Annotated in this window: 18 protein-coding genes; 5 read left to right on the top strand and 13 right to left on the bottom strand. The window is 38.4% G+C overall.

Going from position 1 to position 18886, the window contains the following annotated elements; genetic code table 11:
* Nucleotide 1 precedes the first annotated feature (1 nt).
* The 3 genes from Q8M41_RS08380 to Q8M41_RS08370 all read right to left on the bottom strand — a co-directional run bounded on the left by Q8M41_RS08380 (nucleotide 2) and on the right by Q8M41_RS08370 (nucleotide 1732).
* Nucleotides 2-808 (bottom strand): N-acetylmuramoyl-L-alanine amidase, encoded by an 807-nt coding sequence (locus tag Q8M41_RS08380; protein WP_305364804.1) that lies wholly within the window; start codon nucleotides 806-808, stop codon nucleotides 2-4.
* Between the two features lie 75 nt (nucleotides 809-883).
* A complete protein-coding gene (locus Q8M41_RS08375) occupies nucleotides 884-1330 on the bottom strand; it encodes an Rrf2 family transcriptional regulator (protein WP_305364803.1) in 447 nt (148 codons plus the stop codon).
* Nucleotides 1331-1336: 6 nt separating this feature from the next.
* On the bottom strand, nucleotides 1337-1732 hold the full coding sequence (locus Q8M41_RS08370; protein ID WP_305364802.1) for a group III truncated hemoglobin: 396 nt from the start codon (nucleotides 1730-1732) through the stop codon (nucleotides 1337-1339).
* A 192-nt stretch (nucleotides 1733-1924) separates the two neighbouring features.
* Here Q8M41_RS08370 and Q8M41_RS08365 point away from each other — a divergent pair, with 192 nt between their 5' ends.
* A complete protein-coding gene (locus Q8M41_RS08365; protein ID WP_305364801.1) occupies nucleotides 1925-2221 on the top strand; it encodes a 2Fe-2S iron-sulfur cluster-binding protein in 297 nt (98 codons plus the stop codon).
* Between the two features lie 14 nt (nucleotides 2222-2235).
* On the opposite strand, the gene Q8M41_RS08360 is transcribed toward Q8M41_RS08365, so the two are convergent.
* Together Q8M41_RS08360 and Q8M41_RS08355 are read right to left on the bottom strand one after the other, a co-directional pair.
* Complete coding sequence (locus tag Q8M41_RS08360) at nucleotides 2236-3039, bottom strand: DUF4249 domain-containing protein (RefSeq protein ID WP_305364800.1); 804 nt, start codon at nucleotides 3037-3039, stop codon at nucleotides 2236-2238.
* A 2-nt stretch (nucleotides 3040-3041) separates the two neighbouring features.
* Nucleotides 3042-5372 carry a TonB-dependent receptor gene (locus tag Q8M41_RS08355; protein ID WP_305364799.1) on the bottom strand — a complete coding sequence of 777 codons (2331 nt, stop codon included), beginning with the start codon at nucleotides 5370-5372 and terminating at the stop codon, nucleotides 3042-3044.
* Nucleotides 5373-5660: 288 nt separating this feature from the next.
* Here Q8M41_RS08355 and Q8M41_RS08350 point away from each other — a divergent pair, with 288 nt between their 5' ends.
* Complete coding sequence (locus Q8M41_RS08350; RefSeq protein ID WP_305364798.1) at nucleotides 5661-7322, top strand: Zn-dependent hydrolase; 1662 nt, start codon at nucleotides 5661-5663, stop codon at nucleotides 7320-7322.
* Between the two features lie 19 nt (nucleotides 7323-7341).
* Here the strand turns inward: Q8M41_RS08350 and Q8M41_RS08345 are convergent, their stop codons facing one another.
* The 5 genes from Q8M41_RS08345 to Q8M41_RS08325 form a co-directional block, all read right to left on the bottom strand.
* The gene (locus Q8M41_RS08345; RefSeq protein WP_305364797.1) at nucleotides 7342-7743 is read right to left on the bottom strand and encodes a response regulator; all 402 of its coding nucleotides are present in this window, start codon (nucleotides 7741-7743) and stop codon (nucleotides 7342-7344) included.
* Between the two features lies 1 nt (nucleotide 7744).
* A complete protein-coding gene (locus Q8M41_RS08340) occupies nucleotides 7745-8836 on the bottom strand; it encodes a hybrid sensor histidine kinase/response regulator (protein WP_305364796.1) in 1092 nt (363 codons plus the stop codon).
* On the bottom strand, nucleotides 8837-10984 hold the full coding sequence (locus tag Q8M41_RS08335) for a 7TM diverse intracellular signaling domain-containing protein (protein WP_305364795.1): 2148 nt from the start codon (nucleotides 10982-10984) through the stop codon (nucleotides 8837-8839). It abuts the gene before it with no gap.
* 40 nt (nucleotides 10985-11024) lie between these two features.
* Nucleotides 11025-13340, bottom strand: coding sequence for an Rv1355c family protein (locus Q8M41_RS08330; RefSeq protein WP_305364794.1), 2316 nt, complete (start codon nucleotides 13338-13340; stop codon nucleotides 11025-11027).
* 71 nt (nucleotides 13341-13411) lie between these two features.
* The gene (locus Q8M41_RS08325; protein WP_305364793.1) at nucleotides 13412-14221 is read right to left on the bottom strand and encodes a hypothetical protein; all 810 of its coding nucleotides are present in this window, start codon (nucleotides 14219-14221) and stop codon (nucleotides 13412-13414) included.
* A 157-nt stretch (nucleotides 14222-14378) separates the two neighbouring features.
* Here Q8M41_RS08325 and Q8M41_RS08320 point away from each other — a divergent pair, with 157 nt between their 5' ends.
* The 3 genes from Q8M41_RS08320 to Q8M41_RS08310 all read left to right on the top strand — a co-directional run bounded on the left by Q8M41_RS08320 (nucleotide 14379) and on the right by Q8M41_RS08310 (nucleotide 15812).
* On the top strand, nucleotides 14379-14843 hold the full coding sequence (locus Q8M41_RS08320; protein WP_305364792.1) for a response regulator: 465 nt from the start codon (nucleotides 14379-14381) through the stop codon (nucleotides 14841-14843).
* A 250-nt stretch (nucleotides 14844-15093) separates the two neighbouring features.
* Nucleotides 15094-15528 carry a hypothetical protein gene (locus tag Q8M41_RS08315; RefSeq protein ID WP_305364791.1) on the top strand — a complete coding sequence of 145 codons (435 nt, stop codon included), beginning with the start codon at nucleotides 15094-15096 and terminating at the stop codon, nucleotides 15526-15528.
* A gap of 86 nt (nucleotides 15529-15614) precedes the next feature.
* A complete protein-coding gene (locus Q8M41_RS08310; RefSeq protein WP_305364790.1) occupies nucleotides 15615-15812 on the top strand; it encodes a hypothetical protein in 198 nt (65 codons plus the stop codon).
* Nucleotides 15813-15877: 65 nt separating this feature from the next.
* Here Q8M41_RS08310 and Q8M41_RS08305 read toward each other — a convergent pair whose 3' ends face one another.
* The 3 genes from Q8M41_RS08305 to Q8M41_RS08295 form a co-directional block, all read right to left on the bottom strand.
* Nucleotides 15878-16555, bottom strand: coding sequence for an MCP four helix bundle domain-containing protein (locus Q8M41_RS08305; RefSeq protein WP_305364789.1), 678 nt, complete (start codon nucleotides 16553-16555; stop codon nucleotides 15878-15880).
* Nucleotides 16556-16647: 92 nt separating this feature from the next.
* Entirely contained in the window at nucleotides 16648-17493 is an 846-nt protein-coding gene (locus Q8M41_RS08300; RefSeq protein ID WP_305364788.1) for a DUF2911 domain-containing protein, read from the bottom strand.
* Nucleotides 17494-17606: 113 nt separating this feature from the next.
* On the bottom strand, nucleotides 17607-18623 hold the full coding sequence (locus Q8M41_RS08295; protein ID WP_305364787.1) for a S9 family peptidase: 1017 nt from the start codon (nucleotides 18621-18623) through the stop codon (nucleotides 17607-17609).
* Nucleotides 18624-18886: the final 263 nt, after the last annotated feature.

Here is an 18886-nt window from a genome sequence, read left to right as displayed (position 1 = left end):
ACTATAAGTATTTTTTATACAGATTGAAGAGAATTTGTTTTTCCTCTTCATTAAGAATACCTGTCAATTCTTTCTGCACAAAGTGAAGTTGGAATGATTTAATAGCGTTTTCCGGATTTTTGATGTCATATCCAATGATTCTGAGTGCTTCGATCGGGTTGAACGATTCTGGAACTGAATCTGTCAACACCTGATCCTGCCAGAGCCCATATCCATTTTCTGCTAGCTTTTTCCATGGGAAAGTAATATTGGGATCAACTTTTCTGCCAGGTGCTATGTCTGAGTGTCCGATGAAATTTGCAGCCGGAATAGTATGTGTTTTCTTGAGGTTGGCCAGAACAGTTAAAAGGCCATTGATTTGCGCTTCTGAGAATGGCTCAAAGCCATTATTATCGAGTTCTATTCCTATAGATGAAGAATTAATATCAGTCAGATTCCCCCATTTTGCTGCTCCTCCATGCCATGCCCTTAAATAATCATTCAGCATTTGATAAATCACGCCATCCCTACCGATCACATAATGGGCGCTCACCTGAGTTTTTGGTGTAATGAATGTTTTTAAGGTCTGCTCAGTGGAATTTTGGGCAGTATGGTGAATGATCACATAATTTGGTTTTCTGAGCCCAAAATTGGTTGTTCCTACAAAGTCCTGGCCTGTAGGATTCACCGGTGTAGCTCTGATTGTTTTACTCAGTTCTTTTGTTTGATTTTTATAGGCCTTGTTCGTTGGCCCGTATGGTCCTGAAGAACATGATATTGCAGTGAGGGTCAGTCCGCAGAAAAATAGCTGTATGAATTTTTGTAGCATTGCTTAAGGAAATTAAATCCTGCAATTTACAAAATTATAATTCGGTAAAATCTTGTTTTGCTCGCCTGAAAATCCTTAATTTTTTAAGACCAGGTTATTGATGAATGAGCTACCCTCATTTACCTGCAGTGCCAAATGGCGAATGCTTGTTTGCTGAAATGCATTTTGAAGGGCATCTCTGGCTATTTTGTATTGATCATGCATGGGGCATGGGTGTGAAGCTGAGCATTGTTTCAGACCAAGCCCGCATTCTTTGAATACCGACATACCATCAATCGCATTCACAATATTTATAACTGGCTGTTCCAGTTGAAATTCTTCAATGAAGAAACCACCATAAGGTCCCTTCAATGAGGTTATGATGCGGTGCTTATTAAGCTCCTGTAATATTTTTGCCGTAAATGCCTCTGGTGCATCAACTTCGCAGGCTATTTGTTTGACATTAAGCTTAATACCATCATTACGCCTGGATGCGATAAAAATAGCTGCGCGTATTCCGTATTGACAAGCTTTTGAAATCATTGATTATCAGAATATTGGCCTGGTAGAATTTTGTTTGATCTGTTCAATTTTATGCATGAACATACTTGCCATTATGCCTGCCCTTGTTTTGGCATCTTCAGCCACAGATCCTTCAAAATGTGTATTAACCGTTTCGTTGAATAGGTTCATCCATCGTTCGAAATGCTCTTCGCCAAGTTCCATCGTTGCGTGTTTGATGAATGGATTACCATTGTACCCTTTTACACCGAATAATGCTGCATTCCAGAAAGTATACATCTTTTCAAGATGCGGTTCCCAATGTGTTGAAAGTCTGAAATTAAATATAGGTGCCAGTAATTCGTCTTCACGAACCTTCTGGTAGAACACATCAACCATAATTTTGATATCATCTATTCCCTTTATATCTGTCTTTTGGCTCATAATATCTTTATTATTAGACAAATATATGGCATTTTTTATAAAAGATAAAACCATCTTTTATAAAATTTATTTACCTTCGGAGATAATCTTCACATAAGCATAAACCCTGATTACGAAATCGATCAGTAGCAGCAAAATTTGGACAAAACTCCATTTATAAAATAAATGCCTCAGCCTTTTAATAAAATATGTTTGACTGTATTCTATTCATCTGAGGAATATAAAATACAAACCTATGCCGGTGAGTACAGGGATTTGAAATGCCTTATAGAAGACAGATTATTTACAGATGATTTTGGGCAATGCGGTGGAATGGGAAGATGTGGTACTTGTATCGTTAGAATTGAAGGGTTTGAAAAAGCTTCCGGATTTATGAGAAATGAGGCAACAACACTGCTCAGGTTGGCTCCAGGAATCGATGATATCCGACTGGCCTGTCAGATTCCTGTTGACGATAGACTCTCAAATGTGATAATCACAGTAATGTGATATCATTGATATCCCTATTTTAGAACAACAGATTTAGTCGATTTTGTACAGGCATTAAAAATACCCAATGCTCTATTACTGAAATTAGATTCCGGGTTTGCCGGAGCCACCGGGGGGCCGCCGTTTCCGCCTATCTGGCTGAGGGCAAAGAAGTATTTGAATACGTTCCGGTCAATAGATTGCATTTCTATATCCACAATATCTCCCGATTTTATATCGTCGTCACCATCATAGATGATAACATCAGAAACTGTGTTTCCGTCATTGAAGCGATCCTCAAAAACAAGATCACCCTGAAGTTTCCCATTGACCCTTAAAATGTAGCGGTACTGGTTTTGAATTTTTGGAGGATCATTATAATAAACCGTAGGATAGATATTTGAATTTCCAAAGAATGAAAGGGTTTTGAATCCAATGGAATCCGGAATTACCGGAGAGGGCATGGTTGATTTTGCAGAATAAGTTTTCCCTTCAACAAGAACATCCAGGGTATAAGTGAGACCTGGTGTCCCTCTCAAACGAGGGCTTCTGTAAATCCCTTCGGTTACTTCCGTAAAGGATACTGACAGGCCTGCAGAAGATTTTAATGTAACCTGTGCCCCTTTTACCCCTTTGAAGCTTGCTGATTGGTGAAATGGAATTGTTTTCGATATTCTTACAAAATGGTTTTCACTTTGATTACTGACGGTTCCTTCAATAACAATCAAAGGATCGGCATTTTTTAACTCAAGATCGATCACCTTTTCGCAAGAAGAAAGGAGTACTATACTATTAATCAGGCAAAAGATTAGTCTTAAATTCTGAGTATACTTTTTCATGATTAAAATTTGAAATTCCAGGTAATTGAAGGAATAATTCCGAACAGTGTTGTACGCACAGCCTGAGTTCTGGTTGGATTATCCAGGTCATCCCTGAAATCTATGGAGTAAGCATTTTTTCGGTTATACAAATTATAAATGCCAAATGACCAGCTCGACTGTAATTTCCTGCCGGGTTTACCTTCGAGGGTAGCCGACAGATCCAGACGATGATAGTTAGGCATTCTGTCAGAATTACGTTCAGGATAATAATAAACTGTTTTATTGTTTAGCTGATATTTACCTGCCGGAAAAGTAACTGCATTCCCGGTATTAAATACAAAGGTTGATGAAAAAGTCCATCTTTCAGTAGCTTTATAAATACCAACCAAAGAGAGGTCATGGGTGCGATCCTGTTTGGCATTGAACCATTTACCCAGATCAATATCATTAAACTTACGCTCAGTTTTTGAGAGTGTATATCCTACCCAACCATTTAATTTGCCAAATCGTTTTTTAAGAAATAGTTCTATACCAAAGGCCCTTCCACCACCAAAAAGAAGTTCAGACTCAACATTGGTATTGCCCCTCAGATCAGTACCGCTTCTGTAATCTATCTGATTCTGCATCTGTTTGAAATAAAGCTCTGTAGAAAATTCATAATTATCATTATTGAAGTTTCTGAAATATCCCAGGGCTATCTGATCAGCGATTTCAGGTTTGACATTATTACTGCTCATGATGTATAAATCAGTTGGGGAACTGGCTGTTGAATTCGACATCAGATGCAGATTCTGAGTATTGCGGGTATAGGAACTTTTTAATGATGAAAATTCATTCAACTGGTAGCTTGCAGAAATACGGGGTTCAAGATTAAAATACGACTTTACCAGCTGACCGGAAGTATAGGCTTTGGATGAAGTTGTTATTCCATTCTTGTCATAGGTAGGAAAAACACCCGGCCCAAAAAGATAGAATGAGCTTGCTCTTAATCCATAAACCAAATTAAACTTATCGTTGACTTCCCATTCATCAGAAATATAGGCTGCTATTTCATTTCCCTTACGTTTTTCAATGGTTACTTCGTTTACACTTGATGTGGCGCTTGCGGTAATATTTCCTGGTGCAATGGTATGATGGATCAAATCGAGTCCAAAACGGATATTGTGGCTATTATTTAAAGCCAGCTGAAAGTCCTGCTTTAAATTCATATCCCTGATGGAGGAATTCACCCGGAAGTTGTTCTCCTCCAGAAAGTTCTCGATCACATAATTATAATTGCTGTAAATCAGGGAAGTATTTGAAAATAAGCGATTGCTGAATAAATGATTCCATCGAAGTGTTGAAGTCGCATTACCCCAGTCGAAGCCAAAAGTTTCACTCAGCCCCAGTTCATCGCGGCCAAAATATCCCGAAAGATAAAGAGTATTCTTATCGTCTATCTGGTAGTTGACCTTTGCATTGAGATCATAGAAATAGAGAGTATTTTTATTGATGGAACTATCTTTTGAAAGAGCTAGAAAAGCATCGGCATAAGTTCTGCGGCCACTGATCATGAAAGAGCTTTTGTCTTTAATCAGCGGGCCTTCAACTTTTAATCGGGATGATATAAGTCCAATTCCTCCTTCGGCGGTAAACTCCTTCTTATTTCCATCATTCATTCTAATGTCGAGTACAGAAGAAAGTCTTCCGCCATATTGCGCAGGCATCCCTCCTTTAAAAACGCTAACATCCTTAATTGCATCAGAGTTGAAAGTAGAAAAGAAGCCAAGTAAGTGCGAAGCATTGTAAACGGGTGCCTCATCAAGCAGAATCAGATTCTGGTCGGTCGAACCTCCACGAACATAAAATCCGCTGTTTCCTTCACCTGCCGATTTTATCCCCGGAAGCAGTTGCAGGGTTTTCAGAACATCGCGCTCTCCGAAAAGAACCGGAACATTCCTGATTTCACTTAGATTAATCTTAGCAACACCCATCTGAGCATTGACAATATTGTCATTCCTTTTTTCAGAACTGATCACAATCTCTTCCAGAATATTATCAGGGACCATATTCAGGTCGAGCCTGAGATCTGAATTGATGCTGACCTTCCTGTTTATGGACCTGTAGCCAATATAACTAACGCTCAGAGTATATTCACCCGGAATAAGTTTATAGGAGTAGAAACCATAGGCATTAGTGCTGGTGCCGGATTGGCTTGTTGCGGTAAATTTGAGTGTGACTCCAATCAGGGTTTCACCTGAAAGGGAATCTTTCACGAGCCCGTTTATAGTATAGTTATCCTGAGCATTTACACTGAACGAACAGAAGAAAAGCAGAAAACCAAACAGCAGCACATTTTTCGAAAAGGGCATCAATCAAATTTATAGGATAAAGAAAGTAATAATGTATATGTACGATATTTCGGCAAATCTAATCACTTTATTTCTCTAATTATTAGTCGATTGTAAGCCGAAAGTAAGATAATTGGAATTGATTAGCTTGAGTTGAAATTCAATTACTAATCCTTGAATTGATGCTCTGGACCTGCCGGTTTAACCGTCAAATAGTGAAGAATACTTATGCAAGGGCACAGAAATTCAGCTTTTAGAACCCCACACCATATTTTTACTATATTTATTCTTCCTTAAACTAATCCGAAAATGAAATTTAATTTAAAAGAGACCCTGATTTTGGGGTCAATGGCATTAATCTTTATTTCTTCCTGTTCAAACAATTCAGATAAACAGATTTCGAAGGAAAATGACAGTTTAAAGGCTTATGTGGCAGAAAGGCTTCCGATTTATGCTAAGGTGAGACTCACTACAGATATTGAAAAACTTAGCGAGAATGAACGCAAAGTTTTACCACTGCTAATCAGGGCAGCTGAGATAATGGATGAACTTTTTTGGATGCAGAGTTATCCGCAGCGGGATAGTTTGATGTTGGCTGTGAAAGATGAGAAGACCAGAGAATTTATTAAGATCAACTACGGTCCCTGGGATCGTTTGAATGACAATAAGCCTTTTGTAAATGGAATAGGGGATAAACCATTAGGTTCAGGCTTTTATCCTGTCGATATGACCCGTGAAGAGTTAGAGAAATCAGATGTTTCTGATAAAAAGGGTTTGTATTCCATGATACGTAGAAATGAGTCAGGAAAACTGATATCCATTCCCTACAGTGTTTATTTTAAGGATGAACTTAAAAAGGCTGCTGATTTGCTTTTACAGGCAGCTCAGATCACAGAGGAGATTCAGCTAAAAAAATATCTGACCTTAAGAGCAGAGGCTTTTCTTACTGATAATTATATGCCTAGTGACTTTGCCTGGATGGATATGACCAATAGCGGACTTGATATCATCATTGGCCCGATAGAGAATTATGAAGATGGATTATTCAATGCCCGTGCTGCTTTTGAGAGCTATGTACTGGTAAAAGACAAGGAGTGGAGCAAACGTCTCGAAAAGTACGTAGCCATGTTGCCTGAACTTCAAAGGGGACTTCCTGTTGATGCAGCCTATAAAAAGGAATCCCCGGGAACCTCTTCACAACTTGCAGCATTTGATGTGGTATATTATGCCGGTGATGGTAATTCAGGTGGAAAGACTATTGCTGTTAACCTTCCGAATGATGAAATGATCCAGCAGAAAAAGGGAACCAGGCGTTCACAATTAAAGAACGCGATGCGGGCGAAGTTCGATAAGATCATGCTGCCTATAGCGGCTGAACTAATTGATGAAAGTCAGCAAAGTCACCTTAGTTTTGATGCTTTTTTTGCCAATGTAATGTTCCATGAGGTTGCTCACGGACTGGGGATCAAATCTACAATAAATGGCAAAGGCTTTGTAAGGGAGGCACTGCAGGAGCAGTATTCATGGCTGGAAGAAGGAAAAGCTGATATTCTGGGACTTTATATGGTAAATAGTTTGCTGAAGAAGGGTGAACTTGAAGGGGATATTAAAGAATATTATACCACCTTCATGGCCGGTATCCTACGTTCGGTTCGATTTGGTGCCGGTGAAGCACATGGAAAAGCCAATATGCTTTGTTTTAATTTCTTCAATAAAAAGGGTGCATTTGAGAGAACAGCAAAGGGCCGGTACAAAGTAAATTATGAAAAATTTGAGTTGGCGATGAATGATTTGAGCAGAGAAATACTAACACTTCAGGGAAATGGCGACAAGGCTGCTGTTGAAAAGGTTCAGAAGGAAATGGCGCTTGTTCAGAATGATCTCCAATCAGATCTCGATCGGCTTAGTAAAAAGGGAATACCGGTAGATGTAATTTTTGAGCAGGGACTGAGTGTACTGGGTTTAAAATAATTTTGAATCAATACAGAAATCAGACCTGTTCAATCATTTGGGCAACAGTGTCTTTAGAAATGGGCTTACTGTAAAAACGAATGATAGAAGGATAATTTTCAAGTCTGTTCTTATCATTCTCATTGATTGAAGAGCTGAATAAGAAAATTGCAAATTTTGACTGAATCTCTTTAGGGAGCTGTTCAAATACCTCTACAAATTGAAAACCATTCATTACAGGCATTTGAATATCCAGAATAATTATAGTGATGATTGAATCATCTCCAATAAGCCCATTTTTTATTGCTTCATAAGCCTCTGTTGCCTCCATGTAAGATTTTACACTGGAGTACGTTCCCGAATTCTGTATGATCTTTTCGGCTATAAAACAGTCCAGCCGACTGTCATCAATTATAATAAAGTTTGGAATCTGAGCCGACATCTCATTTATTTTGAACCAGAACCTTAAAATGTGTTCCCTTATTTACTTCTGAATCTACGGTAATTTTTCCATTTAATTTAGTTACTGCAGCTTTTACATTATATAATCCAAATCCCGAACCAACATCTTGTGTACTTGCCCTAAAGAACATATTGAAAATGTCACCAAGATAATTTTCGGCGATACCTACACCATTATCGATAACATCAATTACGGCATAACCATTTTCAACCAGTATATTCAGATCAACGATTTTATTCTTATTATCTTTTTTCTGATATTTAAAAGCGTTAGACAAAAGATTATTCAGAATAAGTTTAACAGATAAAATATCACCCCTGAAAGTTTCTTTTTGTATGATTTTCGTGTTGAAAGTGACGTCACTCATCAGGTATGTAAAATTGAAGATTTTAATTTGCTCATCAACTAATTCATTGAAATCGATCTCTTTAATTTCAAGATCTCCTCTATTCAAATTATAATAATCGTGAATACTTTGAATAAAGTCATCCAGATTTCTGACTGAATCCTTCATCATCATCAGCATTTTTCTGATCTCGGTAATATCATCCATATGCTGAGCGGCTTCAATGGCACCAAGAACACTCAATAGCGGCCCCCTCATATCATGAGTCACGCTGTATGAAAATTTATCAAGCTCATTATAAGCCCGTTGTAGTTCTTCGTTCTTTACAGCGAGCAGTGAATTTGAGACATAAAATTTATTGGCTTCATTGATAGCACCAAGAATATCATCATCTGCCCAGGGTTTTTTTACATATCTAAAGACATTACCGAGGTTTATGGAGTCGATTACTGAATCGATATCGGTATAGCCCGTTAGCAATATCCTGATTGGTTTAGGATAACGGCTTCTGATCTCTTCAAAAAACTGAACCCCGGTTTTTCCGGGCATTCGCTGATCGCAAAAGATAACCCTGATATCCGGATGAGAACTCAAATGCTGCATTGCATCAGTCGCATTCACGGCAATCATGATATTATAATTCATCCTGAATGATGCCTTAAAACCAGTTAGGTTGTTAATCTCATCATCAACATAAAGAATTTTTATTTTTTCCTGTTTTTCCACTTAAATTTCTGCTGTAAGATCGAGAATTATTGGCAATTCCAGAATAAATTCTGTTCCAAGGCCCGGAGTACTGTTAACCTGTATTTCGCCCTGATGTCTTTTGATTGTATTGTAAGCAATTGACATTCCAAGACCAGTTCCTTCGCCTACATCTTTTGTGGTAAAAAAGGGTTCAAAGATCTTTTTCTTTGTGATCTCATCCATTCCAATACCGTTATCTTCTATTTTAACGAATATGCTTTTCTCATTATTGCTGGTACTTATCTTCAAAATACCACCCTGTTCATCGCCAAACTTCTTATCAATTGCATAAATCGCATTTGAAATAATATTCAGAAATACCTGATTGAGTTTACCCGGGTAACATTCAATCATTGGAATATCACTGTATACTTTTTCCAGCTTAATTTTGTTACTCAACAAGTTATTTATCACAATTAATGTTGAGTCAAGCCCATCATTTATATTGGCTTTCTTCAGGTCGTCCTCATCCAATCGGGAGAAAACCCTCAATCCTTTTACAATTTCAGAAGTTCTGGAAGCTCCTTCGTGTATCCCTTTAAGCAGTTGTGATATTTCCAGTTTTAAATAATCATAATCAAGTTCCTCTTTTTGCTCCTCAATTTGTTTTTTCTTTTCTTCGACCGAGAGATCAGATAAACCTATTTTTTCCATTTCCTCAATAAAGTCGATTAATGTATCAACATCCCGGTTAAGAGGTGTTATGTTGGATGTAACGAAGTTAATAGGATTATTTATTTCATGAGCAATACCCGCTGTTAACTGTCCAAGTGATGCCATTTTTTCTGCTTCTACCAATTGTCCTTCTGCTTCTTTCAGATCAATGAGTGTCTGGCTAAGGTCTGAATTCGCCTGACTGAGTTCCTGGGTACGTTCATTTACTTTGGTTTCAAGGATTACATTTTGCTCCCGGATGATCCGTTCGTTTTCCTTCAATGCCACTAATGTCTCTTCCTGTGATCTTTCCTTTTCACGTTTAAAGGTATTAATCTTGTCGGCAAGAGCAAATGCCAATACGACCACATTTAATGCAATACCACCTTCTTTGGTATAGTTACTAAAGTCATTGTATGGGATCACTCCAATATTTCGAAGTACAAATAATAATAAACCCGTAAAAAATATACTGAAAGCAAGTAAGAATAAAATCGCCGGACGATACCCTTTTAATGATAGTGAAATCGTCACAGTGAAAGTAAGCAATACAGTGGTTACCGCTGCAATATCAATTGCCCTGTAACTTGCCTGATCATAGCCCAGTAAGCGTAACACTATTGCCGCGCTGTAAATAAATATGGAAACATAGGTTGCTTTATGAAGTTTAGGGGTATTCTCCCTTGTTTGCAGGAAGTGCATCATAAATAGGTTTCCCGTCACACCGGCTAGTCCGGCAAACAGAATAATGCTGAGATGGTTTAATCCGGGAGAATCAGATAGAATGAAGCGATAGGTGTATCCGCTAAGGGTTACCTGTGTGAGCCCGACAAATAAACTGTAAAAGACATAATAAAAATAACTGGAGTCCCTAACCGAAAGCCAGATAAAGAAATTATAGACAACCATGACCAAAATCAGACCAATGAAAATTCCCCAGGCCAGGTCATTCGTAACCAATTTCTCAGCCATGGTTTTTGCTGATCCAAGAATCAGTGGGAGGATCATCTGCTCTGAACTTTTTACCCGTAAGTAATACACAGAAGTCGCTCCTTTGGCAAGATTAATATCGAAAATGAAATTCTGGTGTTTATATTTCCTTTTGGAGAATGCCTCATCATAACTTAATTTCTGGACACTTCTATCTGCCATTGAATAGAACTCACAGGTACTAAGCATCGGGTATTCGAGTGCAAGTAAGATTTGCTCCTGATCGCTTTCATTTTTTATGCTGAACCTGATCCAGAAATCAGACCGGCTTAACTGAAGGTTAGGAATAGGAACATCTGAGAGTACAAAAGCATCTGAATCGACAACTTCTTTTATGCTTAAGCTATTTGTTTTGTCTTCTAGAATAGATACATGATTACCAATAACCAGGTTACCACCCTTAAAAATGACTACTTCCTGGGCGGAAGCCATCATTGAACAGAGCAGGGGTAAAATTAGAAGGATCCAGTAGTACTTCTTCATTCTTAATATTTCAAAGCTGAATAATCCATTGTTCATTTAGCTATTCGTCAAAACTCAGAATATCTTTAACAGGCAAGCGATGAGCTTTTAATACGGGCTCTTTCGCTATGGCTATCTTTGTAAGAAATACCTCCGCATCGTTATTCCCGGTGCCGGCAATTTTATTAAAAGCTTCTCTTAAATACTGAAGCTCTTTGATATTTTTTTCATCGAGTCCCTCACCTTCACCATGCAAAATACGCGAAAAAAGGTAGAGCGGAGAAATTACCGGATGAATAGCCAGATTGAGGTTTGTAGCCTCAAGCCAGAATCTTTCCATAGAACGCCCGCCTTCAAAGAAATTTTTCAGATCATATCCCGGGATGCTGATCATACATAGTGCCGATGCTGTTGATACGGTACGCATTGCAAGCATACCAAGTGCATTGCCTCCTCCAAACTGCTTTACGGCATCGATCACTTTTTCACTTTTAATCACTCCCATCGCTGCCATCAATGAATTTCCAAGCTCCAGAGTTCGGATATCTATGCCGGTTAGTGTTTTTTCTGCATCCTCCGGAGTCCAGCGCATTTCACGATGAACAAAATCGTAATGTCCTTCAGGATGAAGCAATCGCATACGGTCACAGGCTCCGATAATCCGGGCCATACTCCTCATATCATTTTCATCAGTAAAGAACCTGACTTTTGCACCCGGTATAGATTCAGCCAATGTTGCCAGCCTTGTATAAATATCAACTGATATTTCGCCCTTTGGAGCTATAATCCTATTAGTATGGCGTTTGAAAATTGCCTGATCCAATGGCTTCAAAAGATCACTAAGCGAGTTTGGATTTAGTTTTCTGAATCTGATTGTGGCAACTAGTTTTTCTGAAGATTCGTCAGGAAAGAATGAATAATAAGGTTCAATTCCTAAGCTAAGGGCATGGACATACAGGTTTTCATAAGCCGCTCCAAAGGTAATGAAGGAGGCTGTTTTCTGAAAATCACCAAATGAATGAGATCTGAACTCATCATGAAAAAGGAATAAAGTACCTTTTCTATAGTACCATTTCCAGGGCTGGTCGTTTCCTGTTGAGGGGGCCGCTGTCGCTGCCGCTACTATGCTGCTGATACTTTCTTTATCGGGGTAAATATCATCAGGCATTAATGGTAGAAGCACTCTCGAGGCAATTTTTTCCAGTTCTTCAACCGTTAATGGCTTGAAAGGGTTCAGTCTTGTTACCGGTTTATCATCTGAATGTTTTTCTTTATCGGCAATGAGTTCTTCCAAATCGATATAATAACGTCCTGAGTCATGATATTGATCCAAAAGAATCCGCCGGCTGACATCTGCCCCTACTGCGCCTCCAAGAGCAACTGAACTAGCAAGCTGAGGCCAGGTATTGATCGTTTGTTCAACTTCTATCATTGATGCTTTAGCTCTCAGGGAGATGTTTTCAACTCCAAGCATTTGCAGCATCACCGGTATTTTATCTTCGGTACTTAGATTTTTAATGTTTTGTGGATCAACATTTTCAATGGTTCCATGCAGTAAAGGTCGGTTTGGTTCCAGATCAAAGCGTTCAACATCAAGCATACCGCGGTCGCTGGTATCCATAATAACCGGAATTCGAAGTTCCCTCGCCTTGAAACGAGCCAGTATTTTTATATCCAGACCATCACATTCATCAACCAAAAGATCTAATTTCCCGTTATCGCTGAAGAAACTATCCATGTTTTCTTCGTTCAATCCGTTAAAGAAGCAGATGACTTTAAGGAAAGGATCCATTTCAGCGATTTCTCTTGCTGTGATTACCACCTTTGGTATTCCAAGATTGTGAACACCCGAGCGGATCCGGTTCAGATTACTTAATTCAAGTGTATCGAAATCAGTAAGACGGAGTTCCCCAAAACCACGCTCCATGGCTAGTGTTAAAGCAATTGACTGACCCACAGACAAGCCAATGATACCAATGCGCTTCGTACTTAATATTTCCTGCTCTTTTAAGGTTATTTTATACTGATTTCGGTTACTTCTTACCCTGATAAATTCTTCCTCATCCAGCATATGAACCAAACGCCTGCTCCATGGATAATATACCCATACCCCATAAGAATGGATATCCCGGCCTCCTAAATGCTTTTGTATTAACTCAGGATATTCCTCAGGTTTTATGCGCACTGCCGGATTTTTCATTTTAACCAGTTCCTGCAACTGACCATAAATTTCATCATGAAAAAAGGACACCTGATTCTCAATCAACTGATCGAGGGCTATTTTTTCTAATGGGTCAGTTATTCTGAGAAATACGGGTTTATAAACAAGCTGCATCTGTCCGGATGCTTTTATCAGCTCAGAAAGCCTGGTATTCATAGGTTAGATTAGGTTAATGTAATAATGTTTAATGTACCAAAATACCAGATATTGACAAATTTTAAATCGATTTACAGTAAATTGATGTTTTGCTCATCAATGCTTTTGGTAGATGTTAATTTCTTAGCATTTGCAATAGTTGCCTGTAAATCCCATTTATCCATATTGGGTATTTCGATATCGTAGTGGATTTCAATTTTCTTATTTCGGAGCTCTTCAATACGTACACATTTTAGATTTTCACGCAATGAAATGATGGCTTCCTTGTTCTCATCATCTGCCGCACTCAGGTTCTTCAGATCTCTCAGAATTAAGACAGTAGCAACAAGATCGAGTTTTGGGTAATAAAAAGTGCCATTATTTCCTATTCCATATTCAATTTCATAGCCTACACTCTGAGCCATCTTTACAGTATATGGAGCACATAGACCAAATAATGAATCAAGACCGATTTGCCTGGACATAGCTACCCCAACTCTTGTCAGAAATATACTGCCAATGCCATAGCCGGCGATTTCCCTTGAATTCCACAGTCCGCAACCCTCTCCGGTACCTTTCTGGGCATACTGCCATACCAGTTCATAAATGGAAGGATCGAGTGCTCCGGTAGCCTGCTCAATAGGAAGCGGCTCAGATCCCCCCGCCACGTGTATCCTGGCACCTCCGTAGACATTTTGCTTATCCAGTGATTCCACAATCATAACGAATGCAGCAGGATTATCCATCCACTCATTATTGGATGAGGTTACTTTTTCAACTCCGATGCTCGTTAAAACCCGCTTATGACCCTCCACAAACAACTCACATGATCTGCGATCATCAATTGCCCTAAAAGCTCTTAATCTGACTACCGGATTGCCATTGTTAAATTCTATTTCCATTTTAAGGTGGTATATTCAGCATTATCCTTCAGAAGAATGCTTATATTCTTATTTGATAATTTCAACAAAAAAATGTTACGAAGTATAATTTACTTGATAAATGGTAAGCTTTTTATTATTTATACTTATTTTTGCTAAAATTTTAATGTTGTAACAAATGTCTGATAAAAAGATCGATATACTGTATGTTGATGACGAAGAAAATAACCTTGTTTCTTTCAAGGCTACTTTCCGGCTTAAATATAATGTATTGATTGCTTCAAGTGCAGATGATGCAATTAAAATTCTGGAGACCAAACCGGTTGAAATTATCATTACTGATCAGCGTATGCCTAATATGACAGGAATAGAATTCCTGGAAAAGATCATTGAAAAGTACCCTGATCCTGTCCGAATCCTCCTTACCGGTTATGCCGATATGAATGCGGTTATTGATGCGGTAAATAAAGGTAAAATATACCATTACCTCAGTAAGCCCTGGAGTGAGCAGGAGCTTAATGAAACCATAAAAAAGGCTTTTGAAGTTTATCAAGCAAATAAAGAGATCAAGGAAATGAACAGTAAACTGGCTGTTTCCAATGATCAGCTTGAATTCTTACTTCGTCAGAAATTGCTTTCCTAAATCCCCGGAATTCCCATTTCCAATTACGAGTTAACAATTACGAATTACGGATTCCTTGTTATCGATTTCCTATTTCCTATTTCCCATTTCCTATTTCCCATTCGCTATTCCCATTCCACGGTAAAATAATCAATTTCCGTTTTCACCGATATTTTCCCCTTTTTCACCGAGTTCTCAGCCTTACCTGCCTAATTCCTATAGGCTGGCTCTGATATCCGCTATACATTTGAAGAAAAAAAACGAAACTATTATGAAAACAATACTTAACACACTAATCGCATTATTTATCCTTTTTCTGAATACCGAATCGTTCTCAAATGTAAAGCACATGGACGATCACTCAGCAAAATGTACACACTCCTTTATACCGGTATCACCACGTGATTGGACGCCAAATGAACTTGATGTTCCTGAGAACTTAAAATTTGTAAAAGCTAAATCGGCTTTAATACCGGTAGCTGAATTTGTTTGGGGAAATCCTGATGCAGAAGCTCCGGCAGAATTAGCTAAAGATTACAGAACCTTTTATGTACCAGTTCCTGCAAAGGTTTGGGAAGAGGCTGCGATAAATGAAGTACCTGAAAGCCTGGGTCTCATCAAAGCAAAGTTTGCGCTGGTACCGGTACCTGCACGGACATGGGATGCTATCATTATCTCCGCTGATGAAATAAGCGAATTGAAGTAAAATCTAAGTAATATAATTCATCCGGAAGTAGCATTTAACTTAAGCCCAACGTCTTAAATATAATTGCTTTCAATTATTTAAAAAAAATGAAAACTGTATTATTTGAAATTCCAACCATGACCCGAATGCACAAGCAGCAGGTGGTATCTGACTCCATCAAAAAGCTTGGGATCACTCATGTCATAACAGAAAGAGGAAGAGCTGAGGTTACCTGCCCTGATACGCTGCTAAAAGTTGAGATCATCAGGGCTATTGAAGATGCGGGACACGTAGTGAGGTATTAACTATTAAATGAGATTTGAGTTTATTATTACTGAATCTTAAAATCAAATCACCTCCCTCTCAGCAATTAATTCAAGTTAAATTTCTCCTGCTTAAGCACAACTTGTTTGTCTGTAAGGATCAGGATCATAATAATCAGCCCCAGAATAATTGCAATTATAATCTGAAGTCTGGAAATAAAGTCGGAACTCAACTGGCTCTTGACTGATTCAGCCAGCAATTCTTTACCTATTTCAGATTGAACCTTTGTCAGTTCGATCAAATCCTTATCCATTTCATCATAAAGTTGTACCGTAGTATTCAGGTAAAGAGTTTTTGCCAGCTCCTTATTCTCTGAAGCAGCATTGATCAGCAGCAATTCATCCCTTTCAAAAGTTTTAAGGTTTTTTTTGAGATTTTGAAGATGATTGGTTTCGGCCTTAACCAGATGAGTATTCTCATACTTACTGATCAGTGAATCCAATTGTTTATTTGAAGAACTTAGGGCAATACTAATTTCCTTCTGACTAATCTTTCCGGTAAACAGGAAAGTTACCAGCTTATTGCGTTTGGTATGAATATGACTTGAAATAGCGTATAGATCAACCGCCGGAATTAGTCTGTCCTCATAAATCGAGTTAAATGATTTAGAGATTGCGCTCACATTGTATGACTCCATCAAACTAAATAAGATGACAAAGAGCATCATGATAGCCAGCACGATGGCTAACCGGATTTTGCGTTGTATTGCGAAAGCCCATTTCATAGTTCAGAGGAATAAATGGATTGATAATCAGACAGTTTATTAATCATAAAGCCTTCACAAGGAAGGCTTTATGATTTAAATAAGATTAATAACTAGCGACCACCGGCATCAGCCAGAATCTTTCCATTCAGGCGGATGTATTCAGCATTGTTCATTGCTTTGGCAGCTTCAATTCCGGCTTTGGCAGTTTGCGCAGCACCGGCTTTATCTCCCATTTTTAACTGAATACGGGCTTTCTGATATTTGAACCAGGGTGCTTTCTGATCTCCAGCTTCTGCTATGCTAATCCATTCCAATGCCTTGGTCAGATCTTTGCCATTCTCAAAATAATATACTGCCGCCGGATAATATGGTTTTTTCTCTCCTTTCATAGCCTCGTCAATTCCGGCCATTACTTTCGAATCAACATCTGTTGTCATATTTACCGGGACTCTGATATTACCCCATATTAAATCAAGCCTTGCTGTTGAGGTTGTTACATCGTTAAAGGTGATTGTGAAGGTTTCTACTTTTTCTTTCAGTTTGGCAGTTTTAACTTTAAAACGTAAAACATCTTCTGATTGTTTATAACTGTAGGCACCCCACTGTTTGGTTTCCTTATTCAAAATTATAGTCCACTCATCTTTACCTGGGATTGTAAACAATGCGTATTCGCCAGCAGCTACCGCATTTCCTTCGAGTGTAACCGCATCGCTGAAGCTTATTACTGTAGCATCATTGGCACCTGTACGCCATACTTCTCCATATGGTGCAAGGTCGGCCGAAATACTTCTTCCCTTGATATTGGGCCGTGAATATTTAACAGTTACTTTTCCCATTCCGAATTCCTGGATAAGGGTTTGAGAACTGCTCGACTGTGGCATGCGAAGCTGAGCATCAGCATTCAGGGTGATTAAACTGCAGATTACTGCAGTAAACAGGATTGATATTTTCTTCATAGTTTTAATGGTTAGTTTAATTTTTAAAATACCGAAGATATTGGAATATTGAGAGTTAATTGTGTAAAAAATGTAAAAACATCTTTTTATAAATGAGTCAGAAATCAATCAGCCTACTCTCTTATCAGTTCATTAAAGGCATATTCAGTAAGCATTTCATGATTTCCCTCAAAAATGGTCAGACCTAAATTGCCGGATTGTTTTTTCAGAAATACCTTTCTGCCTGCAATACTTCCGAATTCGCCAAGGGCCTTTCTGTGTTCCAGTAAGTTAAGCTTCTCAGAATTACTTACATAAATGGAACTATCACTTACCAGCTTATCTTTTAATACTTTATTGTAAAAATTGATCGAATGAGTAATTGGTACACTGCCCTGAATTCCATCATAAACACCGGCATAGATTTGAAATTCAGTCGTGTTCAATTTTTCAACAGGGGTTTTCCAATAAATGGGAGATTTCTTAATCGCAATTTCCATGTTCAGGCTGTCCTTAGAACTTGTGCAATCCAATATGTTTTGTGCATATTTTGTACCCATGATTTTGCTTTGAGCATACCAGGCAGGCAGATCAGAAATCGGAACCCAGGCAGAAAAGCGTCTGATTAAATGTCTTGATTTCATAAAAGTTGCCAAAGTTGCATAACCACCACCGCTGGAACCGATCACATATATTCTGGAGAGATCTACGTTGGAATTTTTGATCGCATAGTCGATCGTATCATCAATATCAGCCAAAGCCAGATCGCTGCAGCAAGCGTCTTTTGTCCAGTTTACCCCTCTGAAATCCGGATGGATATAGTTCAGGTCTTTTGTTTTTGAGAGTGCTGCCAGTTCATCTTTCTGTTCATAATTGCCGCTCCAGCTATGCAGACTCACCACTAATGGCTTAGGCGCAGAAGCATTAGATTTAAAGAAATAGGCCTTTTGTAAAGAATTATCCAGTGTCGATTGTATATCAACAACTTTAAAATCGGTATCCCAATTGCTTTGGCGGGTATCATCAAAGGGGGTGAAGGTATCGGTGAATGGTTTTTTCAGGGTATTCCATATCGTTTCGTTCTGGCTGATGAAGATTCCTGCCGCAAGGCCAAGGATTAAGATCAGGATGTATGAAGCCGGTTTTTTCATGTTCAATTTATTTGCAAATCTTGAATTGTAGGGTTTGTTAAGTGCAAATAAATTTAAACCTTTTTTGGATATACCCGAGGGTGATAAACACATGTCAGGTTTTATATGGAGTGTAATTAGGAAATTTAATCAAAAGAATTCCTCGAAGCTCTGCTTCGGGGTTCTGGCCTAATCTTATATTTGTTTTATGAGTGAACATATTCATAAACGTCATAATAAGAATTTGCTGTTGTACCATTTGGTTTGTCCGATAAAATATAGGA

Source organism: Daejeonella sp. (assembly GCF_030684675.1).
In the GTDB taxonomy this organism is placed as follows: domain Bacteria; phylum Bacteroidota; class Bacteroidia; order Sphingobacteriales; family Sphingobacteriaceae; genus Daejeonella.
The sequence above is the reverse complement of the archived record's forward strand: the minus strand, read 5'-3'. Positions and strand labels throughout refer to the sequence as shown.